We start from the raw sequence: 24,459 nt of genomic DNA on the forward strand, positions 1-24,459 counted from the left end.
TCGTTGGTGGGCTGGCCTGGCGGATGCTGGGCTGGCTTGTTGCTGGGGTAAATGGCAGGCAATAAAAAACCGACCCTTGGGTCGGTTTTTTAACAAGCGTGTCGCTTAGGCTGCAGCAGCGAGCTTCAGAGCCTTGATGTGGCCATTCAGGCGGCCTTTATGGCGAGCAGCTTTGTTCTTGTGGATGATGCCTTTATCGGCCATGCGGTCGATAACTGGCACGGCCAGAACGTAAGCGGCTTGCGCTTTTTCGGCGTCTTTTGCGTCGATGGCTTTAACTACATTCTTGATGTAGGTACGAACCATGGAACGCAGGCTGGCGTTGTGGCTGCGACGCTTCTCAGCCTGTTTTGCGCGTTTTTTGGCGGAAGGTGAGTTGGCCACCGTCGAGCTCCTCGAAAGACTTTTTAGGAAATAGCAAACAAAATAGGCCGCGAATCATGCCGATGAGTTGATGTGTTGTCAAGGGCAGCTGATGCGTTCCGCTGAGTGGTCGATCTGTAGAGGCGGGATATTTATTTCCAGCGCTTGACCTGTAAACTCGCGAGCTTTGGCTCTGTGCTGTTGCGGCGCGGAGTATCGCACAGGTGGGTGTCCTTTCGCCTGCTGTTTATCTACAAGGCGCAAACCTTTTCATGAACCTGCTCAAGTCGTTGGCCGCCGTCAGCTCTATCACGATGCTTTCCCGGGTGCTGGGTTTCGTGCGCGACACCATCATTGCGCGAACCTTTGGCGCCGGCATGGCCACGGACGCTTTCTTCATTGCCTTCAAGTTGCCCAATCTGCTGCGGCGGATTTTCGCCGAGGGCGCGTTCTCTCAGGCTTTCGTGCCGATCCTGGCGGAATACAAGACCCAGCAGGGCGAGGAGGCGACGCGTACCTTCATCGCTTATGTCTCGGGGTTGCTGACCCTGGTCCTGGCGCTGGTCACTGCCCTGGGAATGATTGCCGCCCCCTGGGTGATCTGGGCCACTGCGCCGGGTTTTGTCGATTCCCCGGAAAAGTTCGCCCTGACCTCCGACCTGTTGCGAGTGACTTTTCCTTATATATTGCTGATCTCCCTGTCGTCCCTGGCCGGGGCGATCCTCAATACCTGGAATCGCTTCTCGGTACCGGCCTTTGTACCGACCCTGCTCAATGTCAGCATGATCATCTTCGCGTTGTTCCTCACGCCCTATTTCGACCCGCCGGTGATGGCCCTGGGCTGGGCCGTACTGGCTGGCGGTCTGGCACAACTGCTCTACCAGCTGCCGCACCTGAAGAAGATCGGCATGCTGGTACTGCCGCGCCTGAACCTGCGCGATACCGGGGTATGGCGAGTGTTGAAGCAGATGCTGCCGGCCATTCTCGGGGTATCGGTCAGTCAGATCTCGCTGATCATCAACACCATCTTCGCCTCGTTCCTGGTCGCAGGTTCGGTCTCCTGGATGTATTACGCCGACCGTCTCATGGAGCTGCCCTCCGGAGTGCTGGGCGTAGCGCTGGGCACCATCTTGTTGCCAACTCTGGCCAAGACCTACGCCAACAAGGATAGGCATGAGTATTCGCGGATACTCGATTGGGGGCTGCGACTGTGTTTCATCCTGGTGCTGCCTTGTTCCCTGGCGCTGGCTATCCTTGCCGAGCCGCTGACCGTCTCACTGTTCCAGTATGGTGAGTTCAGCGCCTTTGACGCATCCATGACCCAGCGGGCGCTGGTGGCTTACGCTGTAGGCTTGCTGGGCATCATCATGATCAAGGTGCTGGCGCCGGGCTTCTATGCCCAGCAGAACATCCGGACCCCGGTGAAAATCGCCATTTTTACCCTGGTCATCACTCAATTGCTGAACCTGGCACTCATCGGCTCCCTGAAGCACGCCGGGCTGGCCCTGGCCATCAGCGGCGGGGCCTGTATCAACGCCGGACTGCTGTTCTACCAGCTGCGCAAGCAGGGGATGTTCCAGCCGCAACCAGGCTGGGGGATGTTCATTCTGAAGCTGGTCGTGGCGGTAGCGGTCATGTCGGCGGTATTGCTGGGTGCAATGCATTTCATGCCCGCCTGGGACCAGGGCCATATGCTCCAGCGTTTCCTGCGTCTGGGCGCTCTGGTGGTGGCTGGGGTGGTGGCGTATTTCGGCATGCTGGCCTTGCAGGGTTTTCGCCTGCGGGATTTCAATCGCAAGGCCCTGGGCTGACGAGTTTCCAGTCGTCGGAGCAGGGCGGACACAGGTTTTGTCGGTTCGATCACTTTGGGTTGCGGTGCTGCCTGTCGTCAGCCGCCTGGTGTGGTTATAATCGACCACTTTATGAGCAAGAAGCGCGTTATGCAGCTGGTTCGAGGCCTTCACAATCTGCGCCCCCAGCATCGGGGCTGCGTCGCCACTATTGGCAACTTTGACGGTGTTCACCGTGGTCACCAGGCTATCCTGGGCCGGCTGCGTGAGCGTGCGCTCGAGTTGGGCGTGCCCAGCTGCGTGGTGATTTTCGAGCCACAGCCGCGTGAATTCTTTTCCCCCGAAACCGCTCCGGCGCGCCTGGCTCGCCTGCGGGACAAACTGCAGCTGCTGGCGCAGGCGGGGGTCGACCGGGTCTTGTGCCTGGCGTTCAACCAGCGCTTGAGCAAGCTCAGTGCCAGCGAGTTCGTCGAGCGGATACTGGTGGATGGGCTGGGTGTGCGGCATCTGGAAGTCGGCGACGATTTCCGTTTCGGCTGCGATCGGGTCGGTGACTTCGAATTCCTCCAGCAAGCTGGCGCAACCCACGGGTTTAGCGTCGAGGCGGCCCAGACCGTCGAACTGGATGGATTGCGCATCAGCAGTACCCAGGTCCGCAATGCCCTGGCTGCTGCCGATTTCGAGCTGGCCGAGCGTCTGCTCGGCCGTCCGTACCGGATTGCCGGGCGGGTGCTGCACGGCCAGAAACTGGCGCGCCAGCTGGGCACGCCCACTGCCAACGTGCAGTTGAAGCGTCGTCGGGTGCCGCTTTCCGGGGTTTACCTGGTCAGCGTCGACATCGATGGCAAGAACTGGCCCGGCGTCGCCAATATCGGCGTGAGGCCTACGGTTGCAGGTGATGGCAAGGCCCACCTGGAAGTTCATCTCCTAGATTTTGCCGGTGACCTGTACGACCGGCGTTTGACGGTGGTTTTCCACCAAAAGCTGCGTGAAGAGCAGCGTTTCGCCTCCCTGGAGGCGTTGAAGACGGCGATCAATGCGGATGTTGCCGCCGCCCGTGCCCAAGTTGCACGTATCCATAGCGCCAATCGCTAATGAAGAGCCTTAAATGACCGACTATAAAGCCACGTTAAACCTTCCGGACACCGCCTTCCCAATGAAGGCCGGCCTGCCTCAGCGCGAACCACAGATTCTGCAGCGTTGGGACAGCATTGGCCTGTACGGAAAGTTGCGCGAGATTGGCAAGGATCGTCCCAAGTTCGTTCTGCACGACGGTCCTCCCTATGCCAACGGCTCGATTCACATCGGTCATGCGGTCAACAAGATTCTCAAGGACATGATCATCCGCTCGAAAACCCTGGCGGGTTTCGACGCGCCTTATGTTCCAGGCTGGGACTGCCATGGCCTGCCGATCGAGCACAAGGTCGAGGTGACCCACGGCAAGAACCTGTCCTCGGACCAGACCCGCGAGCTGTGCCGCGCCTATGCCTCCGAGCAGATCGAAGGGCAGAAGGCCGAGTTCATTCGCCTCGGCGTGCTGGGTGACTGGGCGAACCCCTACAAGACCATGAACTTTGCCAACGAGGCCGGTGAAATCCGTGCCTTGGCCGAGATGGTCAAGGGTGGTTTCGTGTTCAAGGGCCTGAAGCCGGTGAACTGGTGCTTCGATTGCGGTTCGGCCCTGGCTGAAGCTGAAGTCGAGTACCAGGACAAGAAGTCCGCCACCATCGACGTAGCCTTCCCGATCGCCGACGAAGCCAAGCTGGCCGGTGCTTTCGGCCTGGCCAAGCTGGCCAAGCCTGCAGCTATCGTGATCTGGACCACCACCCCGTGGACCATCCCGGCCAACCAGGCGCTGAACGTCCACCCGGAGTTCAACTACGCGCTGGTCGACACCGGCGAGCGCCTGCTAGTGCTGGCTGAAGAGCTGGTGGAGTCCTGTCTGGCCCGCTACAACCTGGAAGGTTCGGTGATCGCTACCGCGCCAGGTTCGGCCCTGGAGCTGATCAACTTCCGTCACCCGTTCTACGATCGCTTGTCGCCGGTGTACCTGGCCGAGTACGTGGAGCTGGGCGCCGGCACTGGCGTGGTGCACTCGGCCCCGGCCTACGGTGAAGACGACTTCGTGACCTGCAAGCGCTACGGCATGGTCAATGACGACATCCTCACCCCGGTGCAGAGCAACGGCGTCTATGCCCCAGCGCTGGAGTTCTTCGGCGGCCAGTTCATCTGGAAGGCCAATCCGGCAATCGTCGACAAGCTGAGCGAAGTCGGTGCGTTGCTGCACACCGAAACCATCAGCCACAGCTACATGCACTGCTGGCGTCACAAGACCCCGCTGATCTATCGCGCCACGGCGCAATGGTTCGTCGGCATGGACAAGCAGCCGGAAGCCGGCGACACCTTGCGCCAGCGTGCCTTGCAAGCCATCGAAGACACCCAGTTCGTACCGGCCTGGGGCCAGGCACGTCTGCATTCGATGATCGCCAACCGCCCGGACTGGTGCATCTCTCGCCAGCGCAACTGGGGTGTGCCGATCCCGTTCTTCCTGAACAAGGAAAGTGGCGACCTGCACCCACGCACCGTCGAGCTGATGGAAGAAGTGGCCAAGCGCGTGGAGCAGGAAGGCATCGAGGCCTGGTTCAAGATGGACGCTGCTGAACTGCTGGGCGACGAAGCCGCTCAGTACGACAAGATCAGCGACACCCTGGACGTCTGGTTCGACTCCGGCACCACTCACTGGCACGTGCTGCGCGGTTCGCACCCGATGGGCCACGAAAGCGGTCCGCGGGCCGACCTGTACCTGGAAGGTTCGGACCAGCATCGTGGCTGGTTCCACTCGTCCCTGCTCACCGGTTGCGCCATTGACAACCATGCGCCGTACCGTGAGCTGCTGACCCACGGTTTCACCGTGGACGAGAACGGTCGCAAGATGTCCAAGTCCCTGGGCAACGTGATCGCGCCGCAGAAGGTCAACGACACCCTGGGCGCCGACATCATGCGTCTGTGGGTCTCGGCCACCGACTACTCCGGCGAGATGGCGGTTTCCGACCAGATCCTGCAGCGCAGTGCCGACGCCTATCGGCGGATCCGCAACACCGCGCGCTTCCTGCTTTCCAACCTGAGCGGCTTCAACCCGGCCACTGACCTGCTGCCGGCCGAAGAAATGCTGGCCCTGGACCGTTGGGCCGTGGACCGTACCCTGCTGCTGCAGCGCGAGCTGGAACTGCACTACGGCGAGTACCGCTTCTGGAACGTCTACTCCAAGGTGCACAATTTCTGCGTGCAGGAGCTGGGCGGTTTCTACCTGGACATCATCAAGGATCGCCAGTACACCACCGGCGCCAACAGCAAGGCGCGCCGGTCGGCGCAGACCGCGCTGTACCACATCTGCGAAGCGCTGGTGCGCTGGATCGCGCCGATCCTGGCCTTCACTGCCGATGAGTTGTGGCAGTACCTGCCGGGCGAGCGCAACGAGTCGGTGATGCTTAACACCTGGTACGAAGGTCTGAGCGAGCTGCCGGAAGGCTTCGAGCTGGGCCGTGCCTACTGGGACCGGATCATGGCGGTCAAGGTCGCGGTCAACAAGGAGCTGGAGAACCAGCGCGCTGCGAAAGCGGTGGGTGGCAACCTGCAGGCCGAAGTGACCCTGTACGCCGAGGACTCGCTGTCGGCCGACCTGGCCAAGCTGAGCAACGAACTGCGCTTCGTGCTGATCACCTCCACCGCCAGTGTCGCGCCCCTGGCGCAGGCACCGGCGGACGCGGTGGAAACCGAAGTCGGCGGCCTCAAGCTCAAGGTGGTCAAGTCGAATTTCGTCAAGTGCGCCCGTTGCTGGCACTGCCGTGAAGACGTTGGCGTGCACCCCGAGCACCCGGAAATCTGCGGTCGTTGCGTAGACAACATCAGCGGTGCAGGCGAGGTTCGCCATTATGCCTAATGCCACAGGCCGTTTCGGTCGTCTGGGCTGGCTGTTGCTGAGCGTGCTGGTCCTGGTCATCGACCAGGTCAGCAAGCTGCACTTCGAAAACGCTTTGACCATGTACCAGCAGATCGTGGTGATTCCCGACTACTTCAGCTGGACCCTGGCCTACAACACTGGCGCGGCCTTCAGCTTCCTGGCTGACGGCTCTGGCTGGCAACGCTGGCTGTTCGCCCTGATCGCGATCGTGGTCAGTGCAGTGCTGGTGGTTTGGCTCAAGCGCCTGGGGCGCAACGAAACCTGGTTGGCCATCGCCCTGTCACTGGTACTGGGAGGTGCCTTGGGCAACTTGTATGACCGTATCGTCCTGGGTCACGTCATCGATTTCATCCTGGTGCACTGGCAGAACCGCTGGTACTTCCCGGCATTCAACTTCGCCGACAGCGCCATTACCGTCGGTGCCGTGATGCTGGCCCTGGATATGTTCAAGAGCAAGAAAACCGGAGAAACCGTTCATGACTGAGCAGGTATTGGCTGAACAACGCATCGGCCAGAACACGGAAGTCACCTTGCATTTCGCATTGCGCCTGGAGAACGGCGACACGGTCGACAGCACCTTCGACAAGGCCCCGGCGACCTTCAAGGTCGGCGATGGCAACCTGTTGCCTGGCTTCGAGGCAGCGCTGTTCGGCTTCAAGGCGGGTGACAAGCGCAACCTGACCATCGAGCCGGAAAACGCTTTTGGCCAGCCTAATCCGCAGAATGTGCAGATCATTCCACGGTCGCAGTTCCAGGACATGGAACTGTCCGACGGCCTGCTGGTGATCTTCAACGATGCGGCGAACACCGAGTTGCCTGGTGTGGTCAAGACCTTCGATGACACCCAGGTCACCGTTGATTTCAACCATCCGTTGGCCGGCAAGACCTTGACCTTTGACGTCGAGATCATCAACGTCAAAGCGCTTTAAAGCATCACGGGCAAGCTCGCCTCGACGGAAACAGCGAGTGTTTCTGTTGGGTCGAGCTTGTTTGCAGTCGACCGCGAAGCGGTTGTCACGATTATTCCTTGCGCGCAAGACACGAGGCACAGCATGCAAATCAAACTCGCCAATCCCCGTGGCTTCTGTGCCGGTGTGGACCGGGCGATCGAAATCGTCAATCGCGCCCTGGAGGTCTTCGGGCCGCCGATTTATGTCCGGCATGAAGTGGTGCATAACAAGTTCGTCGTCGAGGACCTGCGCAATCGCGGGGCGATCTTTGTCGAGGAACTGGACCAGGTGCCGGATGATGTCATCGTCATCTTCAGTGCACACGGTGTATCCCAGGCTGTACGCGGGGAAGCCGCCGGTCGCGGTCTCAAGGTCTTCGATGCCACCTGTCCGCTGGTGACCAAGGTGCATATCGAAGTGGCGCGCTACAGCCGCGACGGTCGTGAGTGCATCCTTATCGGTCATGCCGGCCATCCTGAAGTCGAAGGCACCATGGGCCAGTACGACGCCACTAACGGCGGTGCGATCTACCTGGTGGAAGACGAAGACGACGTGGCCAAGCTGCAAGTGCAGAACCCCGAGCGCCTGGCATTCGTGACCCAGACCACCTTGTCCATGGACGACACCAGCCGGGTGATCGATGCCTTGCGCGCGCGCTTCCCCGCTATCGGCGGCCCACGCAAGGACGATATCTGCTACGCCACACAGAACCGCCAGGACGCGGTCAAGCAACTGGCCGACGAATGCGATGTGGTGCTGGTAGTGGGCAGCCCCAACAGCTCCAACTCCAATCGCCTGCGTGAACTGGCCGAGCGCATGGCAACCCCGGCCTATCTCATCGATGGCGCCGAGGACCTGCAGCGCAGCTGGTTCGATGGTGTCGAGCGTATCGGTATCACCGCCGGCGCATCGGCTCCGGAAGTCCTGGTGCGTGGCGTGATCCAGCAGTTGCAGGCCTGGGGAGCCACCGGTGCTGACGAACTGGCCGGTCGGGAAGAAAACATCACCTTCTCCATGCCCAAGGAGCTGCGGGTCCGCTCCATCTCCTGATCATCCCGCGCTCGTGCACACAGCCTGTTCGGCGCTATCGCTGCGCAGGCTGATCCTCCCGCTACGCGACAGTACCACTTGGTGGCGGCTGCCGTTCTGACCTCTCTGGCAGATGTGCAGCGTGCCGGCCTGGAAGGCGCCGGTAGGCAACAACGGGTTGCCCAGGGCACCGAAACGCACGAAGTGCTGGACCGGGCGATTGCCCGCTATCAGCACCTGCCCGGCATGCCGACGTTCGATCAGCAGTGGGTTTTCCGGGTCCAGGAAGCCTTTGCCGCTGATATCCAGGACGATGCGCCAGCCTTTGCTCCAGTCACCGTCCAGGCCATGCACCAGCGTCGTATGCCGTTGCAGGATCGCCGCTGCTCGAGCGTTGCGAAGATCGCTGGCGAGGGTTCGTGCGGCATCCAGCTGCCGGTTGGAATGCAGCAGTTCGCTGAACGCGCCGCTGGACAGTGGTAGCAGCAGGGCCAGCAAGCCCAGCGCTGTCAGTAGTTCTATCAGGCTGAATCCCTTCTCTCGCATGAGATTTTCCTCCCTGGAAAACATGGCTTCACGCTATCCCTGCATCGTTCAAGGACCAGGCTGTTATAGCTGTGGTGGCTCCTGGGCAGGTGGCGAATTTGCATACAAGGGATTGCGTTCCGTCGCGGCACCCGGCTGGCGAAGGGCTGCAGCCTGGACCCTGGCAATGTATTGCCGGTTGTACCAGATACCGATTTGCAGGCCATTGCCGGCTAACCTCAAGCAGCGGCGAGGCTGATGGGGCTGGCCACGGCGTCTGCTATGTCGTTCTCCATGGATGGGGGATTGTGGATGAAGGGAATGAGGGAAGAGATGGGCATGACCCTGGTCGAGGTGTTGGTGGCATTGATGATTCTCGCCCTGGGTCTGCTTGGCGCTGGAGCGGTCCAGCTCAAGGCCCTGCGCTACACCGACAGTGCGCGGATGAATACCCAGGCCGCTTTCATTGCCGCTGGCATGCTCGAACGAATCAGGGCCAGCGCCGATCAGGCCTCGCCAGGGGAGGAAGTCCTGGGGAATGTGCTGGCCCGGGACTTGGCGGAGTTTGCCAGCGACGTCGCAAGCTTTGGTGGGGCCGACGCCAAGGGCGACGTCAGCACCGCCAAGGGGCTCTACACCGTTCACATTGCCTGGGATGATTCGCGCGCCTCGGGCTCCAGTGAACAGTTGCGCAGCCTGGAGTTGGGCAGTCGGCTGGTGGTGCGTCCGGGAGGTGTGCGGTGAGCCGCAGCAGCCAGGGCTTCGGCCTGGTGGAGATGTTGCTGGCTCTGGCATTGAGTCTGGTTCTGGTGCTGGGGGCAACCCGAGTGTTCATGACCGCCAAGGCGACCTATCTCAGCCAGGGTGCTTCAGCTTACCAGCAGGAGGAGGCGCGTTTTGTCCTGGGCAAGATGCTTCAGGAAATCCGCATGGCCGGGTTCGCCGGCTGCCTGCGAACGGTTCGAGATGCTAGTGAGGGTGGGACTTTTTCTCGTTTTGCGGCGAGGCCAGTCCACTGGAACAGCGCCGATCAGACGTTGAGTCTGGTGACCGTGGATGTGGGGGAGGGGGATGGAGCGCCGACCTGGAGCCTGGTCACCGACTGCCGGAAGGTCGCGGTGGTTTATTCAGGGTTGCAGAAGGCGAGCGAAGGGCAACAGGTATTTGCCCTGCGCCGGGTGTTCTATCGCTTCCGGAATCAGCAACTGATGCTGGGCACGGGGCTCGAACACCAGCAGATGGTGCTGCTGGACAATGTCCAGGCCTTCGACATCAGTTTTGGTCTTGCCCGTTCCGTTACTGACAGCGCCGTATCGGGCTATAGCCGTGACCCGGGCGACTCTGCGCAAATACGCAGCGTTCGATTGAACCTGACCTTGGGCGACCCTCACGGCGCAGTCAGGCCGCAGCGTTTCACTCTGGTGGCGGCCTTGCGCAACAGGTTGCCCTGATGCTGTCGCTCGCCGGTTCCGGGCGCGAGCGAGGCATGGCGTTGCTGGCCAGCCTGCTGTTCCTGTTGTTGCTGACGATGATCGGCCTGACATCCATGCAGAACGCAACCTTGCAGGAGAAGATGACGGGTAGTCTGGTCCAGCATCATCGTGCTTTCCAGGCCGCCGAGACAGCGTTGCGCCTGGGCGAGTCGCAGGTGCACGAAGGTGTATTGCGCTGGCCGGTGTGTGCGGTGCCAGCGCAATGTGCGCCACCTGCTGACGCGCCACTTGTTGATGCTGCCGGACTCAACGAAGCATCCGGAGTACGTTGGATCGCGGCGGTTGATGGTTTTTACGCGGTGCAGAACCTGGGTGTCGTCGAAGATGTCATCGGATTGCCCGAGGGTGTCCCGGCCACCTTGTATCGAGTGACGGCGATCGGCTTGTCCGGCCAGGCTCGCAGCGTGCTGGAGAGTATCTATGCCAAGTATTGAGATGTGCCGTGGGCGATGGCGTAGCGGATTGTCCCTGGCGACGGGCCTGCTGTGTGCGTCCTGGCCAGGTCTGATCGCCCAGGTACGAGCGGCTAACGCGGTGTTGCCGGACGAGGCAGTCGTCGTGCCGGTATCAGAAGCCTGTTGCACGATCATCGACAGTGGGAAATTGACCGGCGTGCCAGCATTCGGCGGTAAGATGCTCGGCGCCCCAGTGCCGGACCCGCCGGGCAACGACGCCTGGCAGGCGGGTAGCGGCTCTCCCGGCGGTGGCGATACCCCGGTACAACGGCCCGAGGGCGGCAGCCGGCGAATTCTCTGGCGACAAATTCAGTAAGCGAGATCATTGACCATGCGCAGATCCAACCAAGGTCTTACCCTGATCGAAATCATGATCGTGATTGCGATCATCGGTCTGGTTCTTACCTTGAGCCTCCCCAGCATCACCGAATACATGAAGAAACCGCACCGCAGTGAAATCGCAGTGCTCCTCACCGAGCAGGCGCAGCAACTCGAGCGCTATCACTCAAAGGCTGGTGTCTACAGCAATGCTCCTGACCTGAGTACGGGTAACGACTACTACGGCATCACCGCAACCCTGACCGATACTGGCTTCTCGCTGACGGCCACGCCCAAGGCCGATAGCTTGATGGCGGCTGACAAATGCGGCAGCTTCACCCTCGACCAGACGGGGGCGATTGGTCTCGTCGGTCAGGCCGAAGGGCTGACCAGCAAGGATTGCTGGGGGCGCTGAGTGGCTGCTTCGGGCGCCCTGGGGCCCATTGTCTTTCTCATTGACTGGAACCAACTATGGCTAAGCAACAGCAAGTGCTGGTGGTCGGCGGCGGGGTGATCGGCTTGCTCACCGCCTACAACCTGGCATCCGAGGGGCAGCAGGTACGGCTCCTGGAGCGTTCGCAGCTGGGGCGCGAGTCGTCCTGGGCTGGCGGCGGCATCGTGTCTCCGCTCTATCCCTGGCGCTACAGCCCGGCAGTCACGGCCCTGGCTCATTGGTCCCAGGATTTTTACCCACAGTTGGGCGAGCAACTGTTCAATACCACCGGGCTCGATCCTGAAGTGCACACCACCGGGCTCTACTGGCTGGATCTGGAAGACCAGGCCCAGGCCCTGGAATGGGCCCGGCGTGAAGGTCGACCGTTGAGCCAAGTGGATATCTCTGTCGTGCACGATGCGGTGCCAGTGCTTGGGGGTGGCTACCAGAAGGCGATCTACATGGCCAACGTGGCCAATGTGCGAAACCCGCGCCTGGTGAAGTCCCTCAGGGCAGCATTGCAGGCCCTGCCGAATGTGCAGGTTGACGAACAGTGTGAAGTTACCGGATTTATCCGTGACGGACAGCGTGTGGTGGGTGTGCATAGCGCGCTGGGCGATTTGAGGGCCGATCAGGTGGTGCTCTGTGCCGGTGCCTGGAGTGGCGAACTGTTGTCCGGACTGGGGCTGGCGCTGCCGGTGGAGCCGGTCAAGGGGCAGATGATCCTGTACAAATGCGCTGCCGACTTCTTGTCGTGCATGGTCCTGGCCAAGGGGCGCTACGCTATCCCCCGGCGGGACGGGCATATCCTGGTGGGCAGTACCCTGGAACATGAAGGTTTCGACAAGACTCCCACCGCCTCTGCCCTGGAAAGCCTCAAGGCGTCGGCCGTCGAGCTCGTTCCAGCCCTGGCGGACGCGGAGGTAGTGGGGCACTGGGCCGGGTTGCGCCCGGGCTCTCCCGAAGGGATTCCCTACATCGGGCAGGTTCCCGGGATCGACGGCCTGTGGCTGAACTGCGGGCATTATCGCAACGGGCTGGTATTGGCCCCGGCTTCTTGTCAGTTGTTCTGCGACCTGTTGCTGGGCAACCAGCCGATCATCGATCCAGCGCCTTATGCTCCCGCGGGGCGGATCGGGAAGCACTCCTAGTCTAGCCCGAGCTTCTTCAGGCGATACCGCATCGAGCGCAATGAAAGCCCCAGTCGCCGGGCAGCCGCCGTGCGGTTCCAGCGACAGGCTTCCAGGGCCTGGAGCAGCAACTGGCGTTCCACTTGCTGCAGGTGCAGCGCCAGGTCGAAGGGTGTAGGGGCGGATGTCGGCGGGGGCTCGAGTTGCACGGCGCTGGGCAGATTCAGGTCCGCCAACTCTATCCATTGCCCTTCGCAAAGGGTCTGGGCCCGCTCCAGCAGATTCTCCAGCTCGCGTACGTTGCCAGGAAAATCGTAGGTTTCCAGGGCTTGCAGCGCTTGTGCGCGAAGCTCGACGACGGGCTGGCCGCTGCGGGTGGCCAGGCGTTGCAGGATATGCCGGGCCAGCGGAGCAATATCGGCAGGACGCTCGCGCAGCGGCGGGACCCGCAGCTCGATGACATTCAGGCGATAGTACAGATCCTGACGGAAGTGCCCGGCCTCCACCTGGTGTCCAAGGGCCTGGTGGGTGGCGCAAAGAATCCGTACATCCACGGCTTTCTCCGTCTGGCTGCCTACCGCGCGCACGGACCTTTCCTGCAGGGCGCGCAGGAGCTTTACCTGCATGGCCAGCGGCAGCTCGGCGACCTCGTCGAGAAACAAGGTGCCCCCATGGGCGGCCATGAACAGCCCGGGCTGATCCGCCAGGGCGCCGCTGAAACTGCCTTTGCGGTGGCCGAAGAACTCGCTTTCCATCAGCGTCGCAGGGATTGCTGCACAGTTGACGGCAATGAATGCCTGCCCAGCCCTGGGGCTCAGATCGTGGATCAGGCGGGCGACTCGCTCCTTGCCGCTGCCGGACTCACCGGTGATGTAGACCGACGCGAGGCTGGGTGCCAGCTTGCTGATTTGATGGCGCAGGGCCGCCATGGGGGGCGAGCTTCCCAGCAGTCGCTTGCTCGTTTCGGCTTCTCGAGGCGCTGGGAGCTTGAGTTGGGTGTCGATCAGCGCCCTCAGCCGCTTGGGGTCCAGCGGTTTGTGCAGCAAGTCGCAAGCCCCGGCCCGCAAGGCGCTGACAGTGGCCTGCTGGCTGGTATCGTCACTTAGCAGCGCCACGGGAACGCGGGAGTGATCCTGGCGTATGTGTTTCAGCAGCTCAAGGCCGCTGCCGTCCGGCAGGTGCAGGTCGGTCAGGCAGAAGTCGAAGCGATACTGCCGCAGGTGGTCGCGGGCTTCCCGCAAGGTACAGGCGCTGCGGGTGTGCAGGCGCATTCGACCCAGGGTGATTTCCACAAGGGCGCGGACTTCCCGGGTCCCATCGACCACCAGCACGGTTTGTCGGGGGCTCATGACGGTTGCGCTTTCATCCATGAAAAACCGGCCGCCAGCGTATTGCCAGGCCGAGAGCTGAAGTCTAGGCCCGGTGCGCCGGGACGGCCCTGATTCAGGATCTCACTGGGCGTCGGTCAGGACAGGCGAGTCGGTTCGGGAGGCTGCCGGGCCGCTGAATCCGGGGGCTGAGGGGATGGGGCGGTTGTTGCGCACGAGGGTGGGTATTTTGTCGCCAATTGTTCAGCAGTGAGGCGATCGCCCCGAACCCGTTGGCGCAGGGCAGATGCACTCAGCGGTTCGTGTTGCCGGGCCCTTGCTCCAGGTGCGCCTGGCTGCAGTACCACTGTTGCGACAGGCTCAGTGCGCGGTCCTGCGGCAGGTGCACACCACAATGGGCGCAACGCACCATGGGGGTGTTGGCTGGTTCGCTGGGTGGGCGGGGAGCCGCGGCAGGGCGCTTGAATTTGCGCCAGAACCATACCGCAGCGGCAATCAGGGCAATCCAGAACAGTAGACGAACCATGGCATCGAGCTTCTTGGGGAAAGATGCGGCAGTTTAGCCAAGCGCCCGCCGGTCGCACAGACCCCCAAGATCGCAGGCATGAAAAAGGGAGACGCGAAGTCTCCCTTTTTCATGCCTGCGATGGGCAAATCAGTCGAACACACCAAAGGTCATGTAGCTGAACCAGGAGCGGTCGCTGTTGTTGCCGGCGGCTTCATGATTTTCTTCCTCGATCACGTCGCCGTTGTTGTCCTTGGGCTTGAGCTCAGCAGGAATCGCGTCCTTGGCATCCTGGTACTGCTTCATGATGTCCTGGTTGGCACGGGTTTCTCCCGGTGGCAGCGGCGGACGGGACTCGATGAGGCCCAGGGTGGCCTTGCTCATCCAGGAGCGGTTGTCGGCTTCGGCTACCCGCGGCACGAACTGGCCGTCCACCAGGCTTGGGTGGTCCGGGTAGTTGAGCTTCAGGGTTTCCAGGCTGCTGGCAGCGAGTTCGTCCAGGTGCAGGCGCTGGTAGGACTCGGTCATCACTGCCAGGCCGTCACCTACCGAAGGGGTTTCCTGGAAGTTCTCCACCACGTAACGGCCACGGTTGGCCGCGGCGACATAGGCCTGGCGGGTGAGGTAGTAGTCGGCTACGTGGATTTCATAGGCGGCCAGGAGGTTGCGCAGGTAGATCATGCGCTGCTTGGCGTCCGGGGCGTAGCGGCTGTTTGGATAGCGGCTGGTGAGCTGGGCGAATTCGTTGTAGGAATCGCGAGCGGCACCCGGGTCACGCTTGGTCATGTCCAGCGGCAGGAAGCGCGCCAGCAGGCCAACGTCCTGGTCGAACGAAGTCAGGCCCTTGAGGTAGTAGGCGTAATCCACGTTCGGATGCTGTGGGTGCAGGCGAATGAAACGTTCGGCTGCAGACTTGGCGGCCTCCGGCTCGGCATTCTTGTAGTTGGCATAGATCAGCTCGAGCTGTGCCTGGTCGGCGTAGCGACCAAAGGGATAGCGCGATTCCAGGGCCTTGAGCTTGGCGGTGGCGCTGGTATAGCTGTGGTTGTCCAGGTCGGTCTGCGCCTGCTGGTACAGCTCGACTTCGCTCAGGTTTTCGTCAACGACTTCCTTCGATGAGCAAGCAGCGGTCAGTGCGAGGATGGCGATCAGCAGCAGGTGTTTCACTTGCATGGCGGCTTGCGTCCCTATGACGGCCGCTGTCTTGGGCGGGGCCGTCCTGTTATGATGAGCGCCCCGTTGAAAGCCTCGGGGCAAAAGACGCCGTATTTAACCACAAGCGTGCAGCCGAAACCAAAGGCTGTGCCGACGCCCAGTCCGAGCATGTCCGATAAAATAGAACTTCGCGCAGAGGTGCCGTCCGAACTGGGCGGTCAACGCCTCGATCAAGTCGCCGCCCAACTATTCGCCGAGCACTCGCGCTCGCGCCTTTCCGCCTGGATCAAGGACGGCCGCCTCACCGTGGACGGAGCGGTCATCCGTCCGCGGGATATCGTGCACGGTGGCTCCATTCTTGAGCTGACTGCCGAGCAGGAGGCCCAGGGCGAGTGGATCGCCCAGGACATCGAGCTGGATATCGTCTATGAAGATGACGACATTCTGGTGATCAACAAGCCTGCGGGCCTGGTGGTGCACCCGGCTGCCGGCCACGCTGATGGCACCCTGCTCAATGCCCTGCTGCATCACATCCCCGGCATCATCAATGTGCCGCGGGCCGGTATCGTCCACCGCCTGGACAAGGACACCACCGGTCTGATGGTGGTGGCCAAGACCATTCAAGCGCAGACACAACTGGTGACGCAGCTGCAGAGCCGCACGGTCAGTCGCATCTATGAATGCATCGTGATCGGCGTGGTGACCGCCGGAGGCAAGATCAATGCCCCTATCGGTCGCCACGGCCAGCAACGTCAGCGCATGGCGGTGATGGAAGGTGGCAAGCCGGCTGTCAGCCATTATCGGGTGCTGGAGCGTTTCCGTTCCCATACTCATGTACGGGTGAAGCTGGAAACCGGTCGTACCCACCAGATTCGGGTGCACATGGCCCACATCAACTTCCCGTTGGTGGGCGACCCTGCATACGGTGGCCGTTTCCGCATTCCGCCGGCCGCCAGCGTGACCATGGTCGAGTCGTTGAAGAACTTCCCGCGCCAGGCACTCCATGCGCGCTTCCTGGAGCTGGATCACCCGACGACTGGCAAGCGCATGAGCTGGGAGTCGCCTCTGCCGGAAGACTTCGTCTGGTTGCTGTCGCTGCTCAAGCAAGACCGCGAGGCGTTCATCGGATGAATGACTGGCTGATTCCTGACTGGCCCGCGCCGGCGGGAATCAAGGCCTGCGTCACCACCCGTAGCGGCGGCGTCAGCCTGGCGCCGTTCGATAGCCTCAATCTGGGCGATCATGTTGACGACCAACCCGAGGCGGTGGCCGAGAATCGTCGTCGCCTCACCGAACATTTCGCCATGGCCCCGGCCTGGCTCCGGCAAGTGCACGGGGTCGCAGTGGCCCATGCCGACCCTGCCGTGGTTGCAACTGCCGATGCCAGTTGGTCCGCCACTCCGGGCATCGCCTGTGCGGTGATGACTGCAGACTGCCTGCCGGCGTTGTTCTGCAACCGTGCTGGGACTCGTGTCGCTGCGGCCCATGCGGGCTGGCGCGGGTTGGCTGCCGGTGTGCTGGATACCACGCTCGACCATCTCGACGTTCCGCCTGCCGAGGTCCTGGTATGGCTGGGGCCGGCCATCGGTCCACAGTGTTTCGAGGTGGGTGCCGAAGTGCGTGAAGCCTTTGCCAGCCAGTTGCCGGCAACCGAGCAAGCCTTCGTGCCCAGTATCAATGCCGGACGTTTCATGGCCGACATCTATCAGCTGGCCCGTCTGCGCCTGGCTGCACGGGGTGTCACGGCTGTTTATGGTGGTGGTTATTGCACCGTCAGCGACCCGCGTTTCTTCTCTTATCGGCGCGCTCCGCGCACGGGGCGCTTTGCCTCCCTCATCTGGCTCGAGCGCTAGACTAATCTGACGTGCGTCAAGTAGCTGACGCTTGAATCTCCCAGAATCGACCGCATCTAGAGAATCATCTGGCAGGTTTCTCTATTTAGGTGTGTCCATCGCTCCGGCCTGCTCAAAAGGAAGGTGACTAATGCGTATAGACCGATTAACCAGCAAATTGCAGCTGGCCTTATCCGATTCTCAATCTCTGGCGGTTGGCCTCGATCATCCGGCCATTGAACCAGCGCACCTGATGCAGGCGTTGCTGGAACAGCAGGGTGGTTCGATCAAGCCTCTGCTGATGCAAGTGGGCTTCGACGTCAACAGCCTGCGCAAGGAGTTGAGCAAAGAGCTCGACCAACTGCCGAAAATTCAGAACCCCACTGGCGACGTTAACATGTCCCAGGATCTGGCGCGTCTGCTCAACCAGGCCGACCGTCTGGCGCAGCAAAAAGGCGACCAGTTCATCTCCAGCGAGCTGGTGCTGCTGGCGGCCATGGATGAAAACAGCAAGCTCGGCAAGTTGTTGCTGGGGCAGGGCGTGAGCAAGAAAGCCCTGGAGAACGCCATCAACAACCTGCGTGGCGGCGAGGCGGTGAATGACGCCAATGTCGAAGAGTCGCGCCAGGCGCTGGACAAGTACACCGTTGACCTGACCAAGCGTGCCGAAGACGGCAAGCTTGATCCGGTGATCGGCCGTGACGACGAGATTCGCCGCACGATTCAGGTGCTGCAACGTCGGACCAAGAACAACCCGGTGCTGATCGGTGAGCCTGGCGTGGGTAAAACAGCCATCGCCGAAGGCCTGGCCCAGCGGATCATCAATGGTGAAGTACCCGATGGCCTCAAAGGCAAGCGCCTGTTGTCCCTGGACATGGGGGCCCTGATCGCCGGTGCCAAATACCGCGGCGAATTCGAAGAGCGTCTCAAGTCGCTGCTCAATGAACTGTCGAAACAGGAAGGGCAGATCATCCTGTTCATCGACGAGCTGCACACCATGGTCGGCGCCGGCAAGGGCGAAGGCTCGATGGATGCGGGCAACATGCTCAAGCCGGCCCTGGCCCGCGGTGAGCTGCATTGTGTCGGTGCCACCACGCTCAACGAGTACCGCCAATATATAGAGAAGGACGCGGCACTGGAGCGACGTTTCCAGAAGGTCCTGGTGGACGAGCCGAGCGAGGAAGACACCATCGCCATCCTGCGCGGCCTGAAAGAGCGTTATGAGGTGCACCACAAGGTGGCGATCACCGATGGTGCGATCATTGCGGCGGCCAAGCTCAGTCATCGCTATATCACTGACCGGCAATTGCCGGACAAGGCCATCGACCTGATCGACGAGGCCGCCAGCCGCATTCGCATGGAGATCGACTCCAAGCCCGAGGTGCTGGATCGTCTGGAGCGGCGCCTGATTCAATTGAAGGTCGAGTCCCAGGCCCTGAAGAAAGAAGACGACGAGGCGGCGATCAAGCGACTGGAGAAGCTCCAGGAAGAAATCATCCGCCTGGAGCGTGAGTACGCGGACCTCGAGGAGATCTGGACGTCGGAGAAAGCCGAGGTACACGGTTCGGCCCAGATCCAGCAGAAGATCGAACAGTCGCGCCAGGAGCTGGAAGCTGCGCGCCGCAAGGGCGACCTCAATCGCATGGCTGAGTTGCAGTACGGGGTGATCCCGGATCTGGAGCGCAGCTTGCAGATGGTCGACCAGCACGGTCATAGCGAAAATCAGCTGCTGCGCAGCAAAGTTACCGAGGAAGAGATTGCCGAGGTGGTGTCCAAGTGGACCGGCATTCCCGTATCGAAGATGCTCGAGGGCGAGCGCGACAAGCTGTTGAAGATGGAAAGCCTGCTGCATCAGCGCGTCATTGGCCAGGATGAGGCCGTGGTCGCGGTGGCCAATGCGGTGCGCCGTTCCCGGGCCGGGTTGTCCGACCCGAATCGGCCCAGCGGTTCGTTCATGTTCCTCGGCCCGACCGGTGTGGGTAAGACCGAGTTGTGCAAGGCCCTGGCGGAGTTTCTCTTCGATACCGAAGAGGCCATGGTGCGGATCGACATGTCCGAGTTCATGGAGAAACATTCCGTGGCTCGCCTGATCGGTGCGCCGCCAGGCTATGTCGGTTATGAAGAGGGCGGCTACCTGACTGAAGCCGTGCGTCGTAAACCGTACTCGGTGATCCTCCTGGACGAAGTCGAGAAGGCGCATCCGGATGTCTTCAACATTCTGTTGCAGGTCCTGGAGGATGGCCGCCTGACGGACAGCCACGGGCGTACGGTGGACTTCCGCAACACGGTGATCGTCATGACCTCCAACCTGGGCTCGGCGCAGATCCAGGAACTGGTAGGGGATCGCGAGGCACAACGTGCGGCGGTGATGGATGCAGTGTCCAGCCATTTCCGGCCGGAGTTCATCAACCGGGTTGATGAAGTGGTGATTTTCGAGCCTCTGGCGCGGGATCAGATCGCCGGTATCACCCAGATCCAGTTGGGACGTCTGCGCAGCCGCCTGGCGGAGCGCGAGCTGGGCCTGGAACTGAGCGACGATGCCTTGGACAAGCTGATCGCTGTGGGATACGACCCGGTGTACGGTGCCCGGCCGCTGAAGCGGGCGATCCAGCGCTGGATCGAGAACCCGTTGGCCCAGTTGATCCTGTCCGGCAGCTTCTTGCCTGGCGGCACCATCACTGCGGCCGTGCAGGACGACGAGATCGTCTTCACCTGATATCAGGCAGCAGGTAAATCGGAAGGCCTCGCGTTGCGAGGCCTTTTTTTTCACTAGGGCGTTGAACTGTAAGGAAAAGGCTTGTAAAGTGCGCCCCGCAGTCAGTCACCCCTCAGGTTTTTTCTGCTGAAGAAAAAACCGGCAATGAAGTCGCAAATCATTGTCTTAAAAGCAATTTAGGGGGTTGACAGAGGTTTTAAAGATTGTAAAATGGCGCGCCTCAGAGACATGAACGTAGCGATACGGAGCAAGTCGAAGAGGATGAAGCAACACGTTGTAGCTTGAAGTAATCAGTTCCGTGATAGCTCAGTCGGTAGAGCAAATGACTGTTAATCATTGGGTCCCAGGTTCGAGTCCTGGTCACGGAGCCAACTTCAAACCGGGGTATAGCGCAGTCCGGTAGCGCGCCTGCTTTGGGAGCAGGATGTCAGGAGTTCGAATCCCCTTACCCCGACCATCTTTGGGTCGTTAGCTCAGTTGGTAGAGCAGTTGGCTTTTAACCAATTGGTCGTAGGTTCGAATCCTACACGACCCACCATTTTTGAAACCAGCTTGCTGGAATCGAATCTTAAGGACAGTAGCCAAAAGCGCTGTTCGCAGAAGGCGCCTCTTGAAGGTGCCTTTTTTTTACCGGGGTATAGCGCAGTCCGGTAGCGCGCCTGCTTTGGGAGCAGGATGTCAGGAGTTCGAATCCCCTTACCCCGACCATCTTCACGAAAAGGGCACCTCTCGAGGTGCCCTTTTTCGTTTGTCCCTGAAAACTTCGAAGCTCGCCAGGAGTGAAACCCCTGGCGGGCTGCCGGTCGCCACGGGTCATTGCTCAGGCGGCGTCTCCCAGATCCCCTGCTGGGCCAGCAAACCCTGCTCCAGGGTCACAATGGCATGTTGTACCTGCTCGACGTACTCAGCGACCGCATCCAGCGGCATGAGGTTGAGACAGGCCTGCTCCAGCTGGTGGCAACTCTCCACCAATTGCTCGCCCTTCACCACCCGCGCCGCGCCCTTGATCCGGTGAGCCAGTTCGGCAAGCTCCACTGTCGCCTGTTTCTGCAGGCAGGTTGTGAGGGCCTGTTGGTCGGTTCGGTTGTTGACGATCAGTTCGCTCAATATATGGCGCAGCATTTTCGGCTCGCTGCCGACCAGGGTTTGCAGGGATTCCAGATCGAATACCCGAGGTGAAAGCACATCACTGTGGGGCAGTGATGGTTCTGCCTCGCCATCGTCGATGTCCCCTATGGACAGCAAGCGCTGCTCCAGTTCGTCCAGGCCAATGGGTTTGACCAGGCAATCATTCATTCCAGCCTGGATGCAACGCTCCACTTCCTCTGGCTGGGCATCGGCGGTCAGGCCGATGATCATCACTGGTTGGCTGATGCTGTCGCGTTCATAGCGGCGAATCGCCCGGGCCAGTTCGGCACCATTCATGATGGGCATGTGATGGTCGGTGATGATCATGTCGAACCCCCGCTCGCGCCAGATGTTCAATGCATCCAGGCCGTTTTCCGCTTCCACCACGTCATGTCCCAGGAAGCACAGCTGCTGTTGCAGGACCTGGCGGTTCACCGCGTGGTCGTCCACCACCAGGACCTGCAGGCGGTACATATGGCGAACCTTGGGTTGTGGCGGACGTTCCGGGGTCACCACGCGTTCCAGTACCTGCAGTTGCAACTCCACGTCCACCCGGGTGCCATGCCCCAGTGAGCTGCTCAGCGAGATGTGTCCGCCCATCATCTCGCACAGGGAGCGGCAGATAACCAGGCCCAGGCCTGTGCCTTCGGTGTGCTGAACGTTGCGTTCCACCTGGGAAAATGGCTGGAACAGGCGCTGCTGGTTGCCGGGAGAAATGCCGATCCCCGAATCTTCCACGCTGAGCTTGACCCGCAGCGTCGAGTTTTCCAGGAGATCGGCGCCAATGATCACCTTGACGAAACCGGCTTCGGTGAACTTGATGGCGTTGCTCACCAGGTTGGACAGGATCTGCTTGAAGCGCATGCCGTCCACCAGGACGTCGCCGTTGATGCTGGAGTCGATTTCCAGCACCAGGCTCAGGCATTTTTGCCGAGCCAGGCCTTCGAATACCCGGGCGACCGACTCCACCAGTTCCCGCAGATTGGCACGCTTGGGCGACAGGCTCAGGCGTCCAGACTCGATCCGGGCGATATCGAGGATGTCGCCGATCAGTTCCAGCAGGCTCTTGGCCGAGCTGTAGGCTATTTCAATGCTGGAGTGCTCGATCCGGCCGCTGTCGCCACGCTTGAGTTCCAGTTCCAGGATGCTGATGACCGCATTCATCGGCGTACGGATTTCGTGGCTCATGGTCGCCAGGAAGGTGGTCTTGGCTCGACTGGCATCGTCGGCCAGATCCTTGGCTTCCTTGAGCTCCTGGACCAGGTGGCGGTGCTTGGTGATGTCCAGCCAGCCACAGATCACGCCCTTGGTCACGCCATGGGCATCCTGGAATGGCTGGATCCAGTGCTCGATCCAGATGTTCTTGCCTTGCAGGCGGACGGCTTCCACGGAAGTGAGCGTCTGACCATCGTTGATCGCCTGCAGGTATCGCTGGTGCAGGCTCGGATCCGCCGAGAAATGTTCCCTTGGCAGCTGCTGCACGGTCTTGTTCAATACCTGTTCGGCGCTCAGGCCGACACTGTCGAGGTAGCTGCGATTGCAGCACAGCATGTTGCCGGCGATGTCCCGTATGTACAGGACCGGAGGCATGTTCTCGGTCAGGGTTTCGAGGAGGCGCAACTGGTCATTGAGGTTTTTCTCGACCCTGACCCGACGTTGCAGGTAGAAACCCCAGATCAGCGACATCAACAGCAGCAACGAGGCGCCAGTCACGATCTCGGCAATGACGATGGTGTAGTCGCGCCAGGTTTCGCCGCTCATGCCCGGTGGTGAGCGCCAATGGTTGGCCATGGCATTGAGGTCGTCCGCCGGGAGACTGAGCAGGGCCTTGTCGAGGATCGATTGCAACTCCGAATCCTCCAGGCGCAAGGCGAAATTGGCGGTTTTCTGGTTGGTGTGGATCAGGTCGGCGATGCCCAGGCGATTCTGAAACAGACGAACGATGTAGTAGCGCGAGGTTGGCAGGGAGACGACGGCTGCGTCGGCGTCGCCTGCATAGACCTTGTTCATGCTGTCCAGGGAGGTTTGTGTCTCTATCAGCTCGGTGTTCGGGTAGAGCTCGCGTACCTGCTGGCGGAGCACGTGCCCGGCGGGAATGGCCAAGCGCTTGCCTGCCAGGTTACCGGGAGGGCGGGCTCTGCCCGTCTTGTCGACCTGGGTGACCAGCACGAAGGGGCTGGTCAGGAAGGGGCGCGTGAAGCGCAGCTTTTCCTCGCGTTGTGCGCTGGCCGTCATGATGGCGAGGTCCGCTTCAGCCTGGCGTAACGCTTCGATCTGTTCGGGGTAACCACCATTGCGTGCCGTCACCTGGAATTGCAGGCCCGTGCGCTGGGATATCACTTCGAGCAGCTCAGCAGCGACGCCGGAGAACACACCGTTGGCATCGAAGAAGGCTACGGGCGCCAGGTCATCATTGATCACCAGGCGCAGTACCGGGTTGCGCTCGATCCAGCGTGCCTCCTGCGCCGTCAGGGCAATGCGATCATCCGACGGCACGAAGCCGCTGCCAACCCAGCGGCGACTCAGCACAACGAGCTTTTCCTGGCCGATGGCCTCGATACTCTGGTCCAAAATACGTTGCAGACGCTCGTTGTTGCCTTTGAGCGCAAAGCCATACTCGCCCTTGGGATGGTCGGCGAAACGTTCGAACCTGAGAAAGCCGTAGTAGGAGCGGTTGATCTGGAAATAGGCACTGAGCACGTCGTCGACATACAGGTCGGCATGACCGAAGGCTGTCGCCGTGATGGCCTGTTCATGGCTGGCCTGTACCTGCAGTTGGGCCAGGGGAAAGTGAGCCCGCAGCTCGGCAGCATGTTCCTCGGGGACGGCAACCCGTAGCCCGGCCAGATCGCGAGGAGCATTGCGCAGTTCGTCGCTGCGCTTGAACAGGGCCAGGCGCCCCTCTGCAAAGGGCCGGGTGTGCCGGATGCTGTTGTCGGAGTGCCCGGAGTTGTAGCTGCCAACAAAGTCGATGGTGCCGGTCTGCAGGGCCTGCATGGCCTCTTCGCGAGTCTGGAAGGGCACGAGCTTGATGCGCACTCCCAGCAACTGGCCGATCAGTGCACTGATATCAGCGGTGATGCCTTCGTAGCGGCCATCGTTGTAGCTGACGCTGAACGGCGCCGACTCCTGTGCGACTGCTCCGATCTTCAATTCCAGCTTGTGCCGTAGCCAGTGCCAGTCCTCGTCCTCGAGTGCAAGCTCGTGGTGGTCGAGGCGGGCGGTGCTGTACAGCGTACTGGGAAGTATCTGCGCGGCAGCCGATTGGGTGCCAATGATCGCCAAACAGATGAAAAGCGGGAAAAGTCGGGAATGCATGATTGCTTCAGAAAGTAGGGAGCCAGGAGG

The 24,459-nt window shown here is 61.2% G+C and carries 20 protein-coding genes and 4 tRNA genes; 18 read left to right on the plus strand and 6 right to left on the minus strand.

The genetic code is table 11. The features are described 5' to 3' along the window. Positions 1–105 precede the first annotated feature (105 nt). Complete coding sequence (gene rpsT / locus LGQ10_RS23690) at positions 106–384, minus strand: 30S ribosomal protein S20 (protein WP_009050949.1); 279 nt, start codon at positions 382–384, stop codon at positions 106–108. A 251-nt stretch (positions 385–635) separates the two neighbouring features. On the opposite strand from rpsT, the gene murJ reads away from it, so the two are divergent. The 6 genes from murJ (at position 636) to ispH (ending at position 8,114) form a co-directional block, all read left to right on the plus strand. Beyond that, positions 636–2,174 (plus strand): murein biosynthesis integral membrane protein MurJ, encoded by a 1,539-nt coding sequence (murJ, locus tag LGQ10_RS23695; RefSeq protein WP_058434575.1) that lies wholly within the window; start codon positions 636–638, stop codon positions 2,172–2,174. A gap of 129 nt (positions 2,175–2,303) precedes the next feature. Continuing rightward, the gene (ribF, locus tag LGQ10_RS23700; protein WP_058434574.1) at positions 2,304–3,248 is read left to right on the plus strand and encodes a bifunctional riboflavin kinase/FAD synthetase; all 945 of its coding nucleotides are present in this window, start codon (positions 2,304–2,306) and stop codon (positions 3,246–3,248) included. Positions 3,249–3,261: 13 nt separating this feature from the next. After that, the gene (gene ileS / locus LGQ10_RS23705; RefSeq protein WP_226523373.1) at positions 3,262–6,093 is read left to right on the plus strand and encodes an isoleucine--tRNA ligase; all 2,832 of its coding nucleotides are present in this window, start codon (positions 3,262–3,264) and stop codon (positions 6,091–6,093) included. Continuing rightward, positions 6,086–6,598 (plus strand): signal peptidase II, encoded by a 513-nt coding sequence (lspA, locus tag LGQ10_RS23710; protein WP_058434271.1) that lies wholly within the window; start codon positions 6,086–6,088, stop codon positions 6,596–6,598. The genes ileS and lspA overlap by 8 nt, the downstream gene beginning before the upstream one ends. Positions 6,599–6,605: 7 nt before the next feature. Continuing rightward, entirely contained in the window at positions 6,606–7,043 is a 438-nt protein-coding gene (fkpB, locus tag LGQ10_RS23715) for an FKBP-type peptidyl-prolyl cis-trans isomerase (RefSeq protein ID WP_226526182.1), read from the plus strand. 123 nt (positions 7,044–7,166) lie between these two features. Further along, complete coding sequence (ispH, locus tag LGQ10_RS23720; RefSeq protein WP_058434269.1) at positions 7,167–8,114, plus strand: 4-hydroxy-3-methylbut-2-enyl diphosphate reductase; 948 nt, start codon at positions 7,167–7,169, stop codon at positions 8,112–8,114. On the opposite strand, the gene LGQ10_RS23725 is transcribed toward ispH, so the two are convergent. Next, on the minus strand, positions 8,115–8,639 hold the full coding sequence (locus LGQ10_RS23725) for a GspH/FimT family protein (protein WP_058434268.1): 525 nt from the start codon (positions 8,637–8,639) through the stop codon (positions 8,115–8,117). Between the two features lie 291 nt (positions 8,640–8,930). Between LGQ10_RS23725 and pilV the strand changes: the two genes are divergently transcribed. The 5 genes from pilV (at position 8,931) to thiO (ending at position 12,468) form a co-directional block, all read left to right on the plus strand. After that, positions 8,931–9,362 (plus strand): type IV pilus modification protein PilV, encoded by a 432-nt coding sequence (gene pilV, locus LGQ10_RS23730; protein ID WP_226523374.1) that lies wholly within the window; start codon positions 8,931–8,933, stop codon positions 9,360–9,362. Then, on the plus strand, positions 9,359–10,069 hold the full coding sequence (locus tag LGQ10_RS23735; RefSeq protein WP_226523375.1) for a PilW family protein: 711 nt from the start codon (positions 9,359–9,361) through the stop codon (positions 10,067–10,069). Before pilV ends, LGQ10_RS23735 begins: the two co-directional genes overlap by 4 nt. Further along, a complete protein-coding gene (locus LGQ10_RS23740) occupies positions 10,069–10,545 on the plus strand; it encodes a PilX N-terminal domain-containing pilus assembly protein (RefSeq protein ID WP_226523376.1) in 477 nt (158 codons plus the stop codon). Before LGQ10_RS23735 ends, LGQ10_RS23740 begins: the two co-directional genes overlap by 1 nt. Positions 10,546–10,897: 352 nt before the next feature. After that, complete coding sequence (locus LGQ10_RS23745) at positions 10,898–11,299, plus strand: type IV pilin protein (RefSeq protein WP_058434264.1); 402 nt, start codon at positions 10,898–10,900, stop codon at positions 11,297–11,299. Between the two features lie 56 nt (positions 11,300–11,355). After that, entirely contained in the window at positions 11,356–12,468 is a 1,113-nt protein-coding gene (thiO, locus tag LGQ10_RS23750) for a glycine oxidase ThiO (protein ID WP_058434263.1), read from the plus strand. Here thiO and LGQ10_RS23755 read toward each other — a convergent pair. From LGQ10_RS23755 to LGQ10_RS23765, 3 genes are all read right to left on the minus strand, one after another. Then, complete coding sequence (locus LGQ10_RS23755; protein WP_226523377.1) at positions 12,465–13,796, minus strand: sigma-54-dependent transcriptional regulator; 1,332 nt, start codon at positions 13,794–13,796, stop codon at positions 12,465–12,467. The two genes, thiO and LGQ10_RS23755, sit on opposite strands and share 4 nt — an antisense overlap. 271 nt (positions 13,797–14,067) lie before the next feature. Next, the gene (locus LGQ10_RS23760) at positions 14,068–14,301 is read right to left on the minus strand and encodes a PP0621 family protein (RefSeq protein WP_226523378.1); all 234 of its coding nucleotides are present in this window, start codon (positions 14,299–14,301) and stop codon (positions 14,068–14,070) included. A gap of 129 nt (positions 14,302–14,430) precedes the next feature. Further along, entirely contained in the window at positions 14,431–15,453 is a 1,023-nt protein-coding gene (locus LGQ10_RS23765; protein ID WP_226523379.1) for an outer membrane protein assembly factor BamD, read from the minus strand. Positions 15,454–15,603: 150 nt separating this feature from the next. Here LGQ10_RS23765 and rluD point away from each other — a divergent pair, with 150 nt between their 5' ends. The 7 genes from rluD (at position 15,604) to LGQ10_RS23800 (ending at position 20,691) form a co-directional block, all read left to right on the plus strand. Continuing rightward, positions 15,604–16,566 (plus strand): 23S rRNA pseudouridine(1911/1915/1917) synthase RluD, encoded by a 963-nt coding sequence (rluD, locus tag LGQ10_RS23770; RefSeq protein ID WP_058436680.1) that lies wholly within the window; start codon positions 15,604–15,606, stop codon positions 16,564–16,566. Then, positions 16,563–17,288, plus strand: a complete 726-nt coding sequence (gene pgeF / locus LGQ10_RS23775) for a peptidoglycan editing factor PgeF (protein ID WP_226523380.1) — start codon at positions 16,563–16,565, stop codon at positions 17,286–17,288. The genes rluD and pgeF overlap by 4 nt, the downstream gene beginning before the upstream one ends. 130 nt (positions 17,289–17,418) lie before the next feature. After that, the gene (clpB, locus tag LGQ10_RS23780; RefSeq protein WP_226523381.1) at positions 17,419–19,983 is read left to right on the plus strand and encodes an ATP-dependent chaperone ClpB; all 2,565 of its coding nucleotides are present in this window, start codon (positions 17,419–17,421) and stop codon (positions 19,981–19,983) included. A gap of 295 nt (positions 19,984–20,278) precedes the next feature. After that, a tRNA-Asn gene (locus LGQ10_RS23785) sits at positions 20,279–20,354 on the plus strand. Positions 20,355–20,363: 9 nt separating this feature from the next. Then, positions 20,364–20,440: transfer RNA gene (locus tag LGQ10_RS23790), tRNA-Pro, on the plus strand. A gap of 5 nt (positions 20,441–20,445) precedes the next feature. Beyond that, positions 20,446–20,521: transfer RNA gene (locus LGQ10_RS23795), tRNA-Lys, on the plus strand. Positions 20,522–20,614: 93 nt separating this feature from the next. After that, a tRNA-Pro gene (locus tag LGQ10_RS23800) sits at positions 20,615–20,691 on the plus strand. A gap of 105 nt (positions 20,692–20,796) precedes the next feature. On the opposite strand, the gene LGQ10_RS23805 is transcribed toward LGQ10_RS23800, so the two are convergent. Beyond that, entirely contained in the window at positions 20,797–24,429 is a 3,633-nt protein-coding gene (locus tag LGQ10_RS23805) for a transporter substrate-binding domain-containing protein (RefSeq protein ID WP_226523382.1), read from the minus strand. Between the last annotated feature and the right edge of the window lie 30 nt (positions 24,430–24,459).

It is taken from the genome of Pseudomonas sp. L5B5 (assembly GCF_020520285.1).
Classification (GTDB): Bacteria; Pseudomonadota; Gammaproteobacteria; order Pseudomonadales; family Pseudomonadaceae; genus Aquipseudomonas.

What these genes read in the sequence shown, in the direction of transcription:
- murJ (WP_058434575.1), top strand. Translation starts at nt 636, where the DNA reads ATGAACCTGCTCAAGTCGTTGGCCGCCGTCAGCTCTATCACGATGCTT.
- ribF (WP_058434574.1), top strand. Translation starts at nt 2,304, where the DNA reads ATGCAGCTGGTTCGAGGCCTTCACAATCTGCGCCCCCAGCATCGGGGC.
- ileS (WP_226523373.1), top strand. Translation starts at nt 3,262, where the DNA reads ATGACCGACTATAAAGCCACGTTAAACCTTCCGGACACCGCCTTCCCA.
- lspA (WP_058434271.1), top strand. Translation starts at nt 6,086, where the DNA reads ATGCCTAATGCCACAGGCCGTTTCGGTCGTCTGGGCTGGCTGTTGCTG.
- ispH (WP_058434269.1), top strand. Translation starts at nt 7,167, where the DNA reads ATGCAAATCAAACTCGCCAATCCCCGTGGCTTCTGTGCCGGTGTGGAC.
- LGQ10_RS23725 (WP_058434268.1), bottom strand. Translation starts at nt 8,639, where the DNA reads ATGCGAGAGAAGGGATTCAGCCTGATAGAACTACTGACAGCGCTGGGC.
- pilV (WP_226523374.1), top strand. Translation starts at nt 8,931, where the DNA reads ATGAAGGGAATGAGGGAAGAGATGGGCATGACCCTGGTCGAGGTGTTG.
- LGQ10_RS23740 (WP_226523376.1), top strand. Translation starts at nt 10,069, where the DNA reads ATGCTGTCGCTCGCCGGTTCCGGGCGCGAGCGAGGCATGGCGTTGCTG.
- LGQ10_RS23745 (WP_058434264.1), top strand. Translation starts at nt 10,898, where the DNA reads ATGCGCAGATCCAACCAAGGTCTTACCCTGATCGAAATCATGATCGTG.
- thiO (WP_058434263.1), top strand. Translation starts at nt 11,356, where the DNA reads ATGGCTAAGCAACAGCAAGTGCTGGTGGTCGGCGGCGGGGTGATCGGC.
- LGQ10_RS23755 (WP_226523377.1), bottom strand. Translation starts at nt 13,796, where the DNA reads ATGAGCCCCCGACAAACCGTGCTGGTGGTCGATGGGACCCGGGAAGTC.
- LGQ10_RS23760 (WP_226523378.1), bottom strand. Translation starts at nt 14,301, where the DNA reads ATGGTTCGTCTACTGTTCTGGATTGCCCTGATTGCCGCTGCGGTATGG.
- LGQ10_RS23765 (WP_226523379.1), bottom strand. Translation starts at nt 15,453, where the DNA reads ATGCAAGTGAAACACCTGCTGCTGATCGCCATCCTCGCACTGACCGCT.
- rluD (WP_058436680.1), top strand. Translation starts at nt 15,604, where the DNA reads ATGTCCGATAAAATAGAACTTCGCGCAGAGGTGCCGTCCGAACTGGGC.
- pgeF (WP_226523380.1), top strand. Translation starts at nt 16,563, where the DNA reads ATGAATGACTGGCTGATTCCTGACTGGCCCGCGCCGGCGGGAATCAAG.
- clpB (WP_226523381.1), top strand. Translation starts at nt 17,419, where the DNA reads ATGCGTATAGACCGATTAACCAGCAAATTGCAGCTGGCCTTATCCGAT.
- LGQ10_RS23805 (WP_226523382.1), bottom strand. Translation starts at nt 24,429, where the DNA reads ATGCATTCCCGACTTTTCCCGCTTTTCATCTGTTTGGCGATCATTGGC.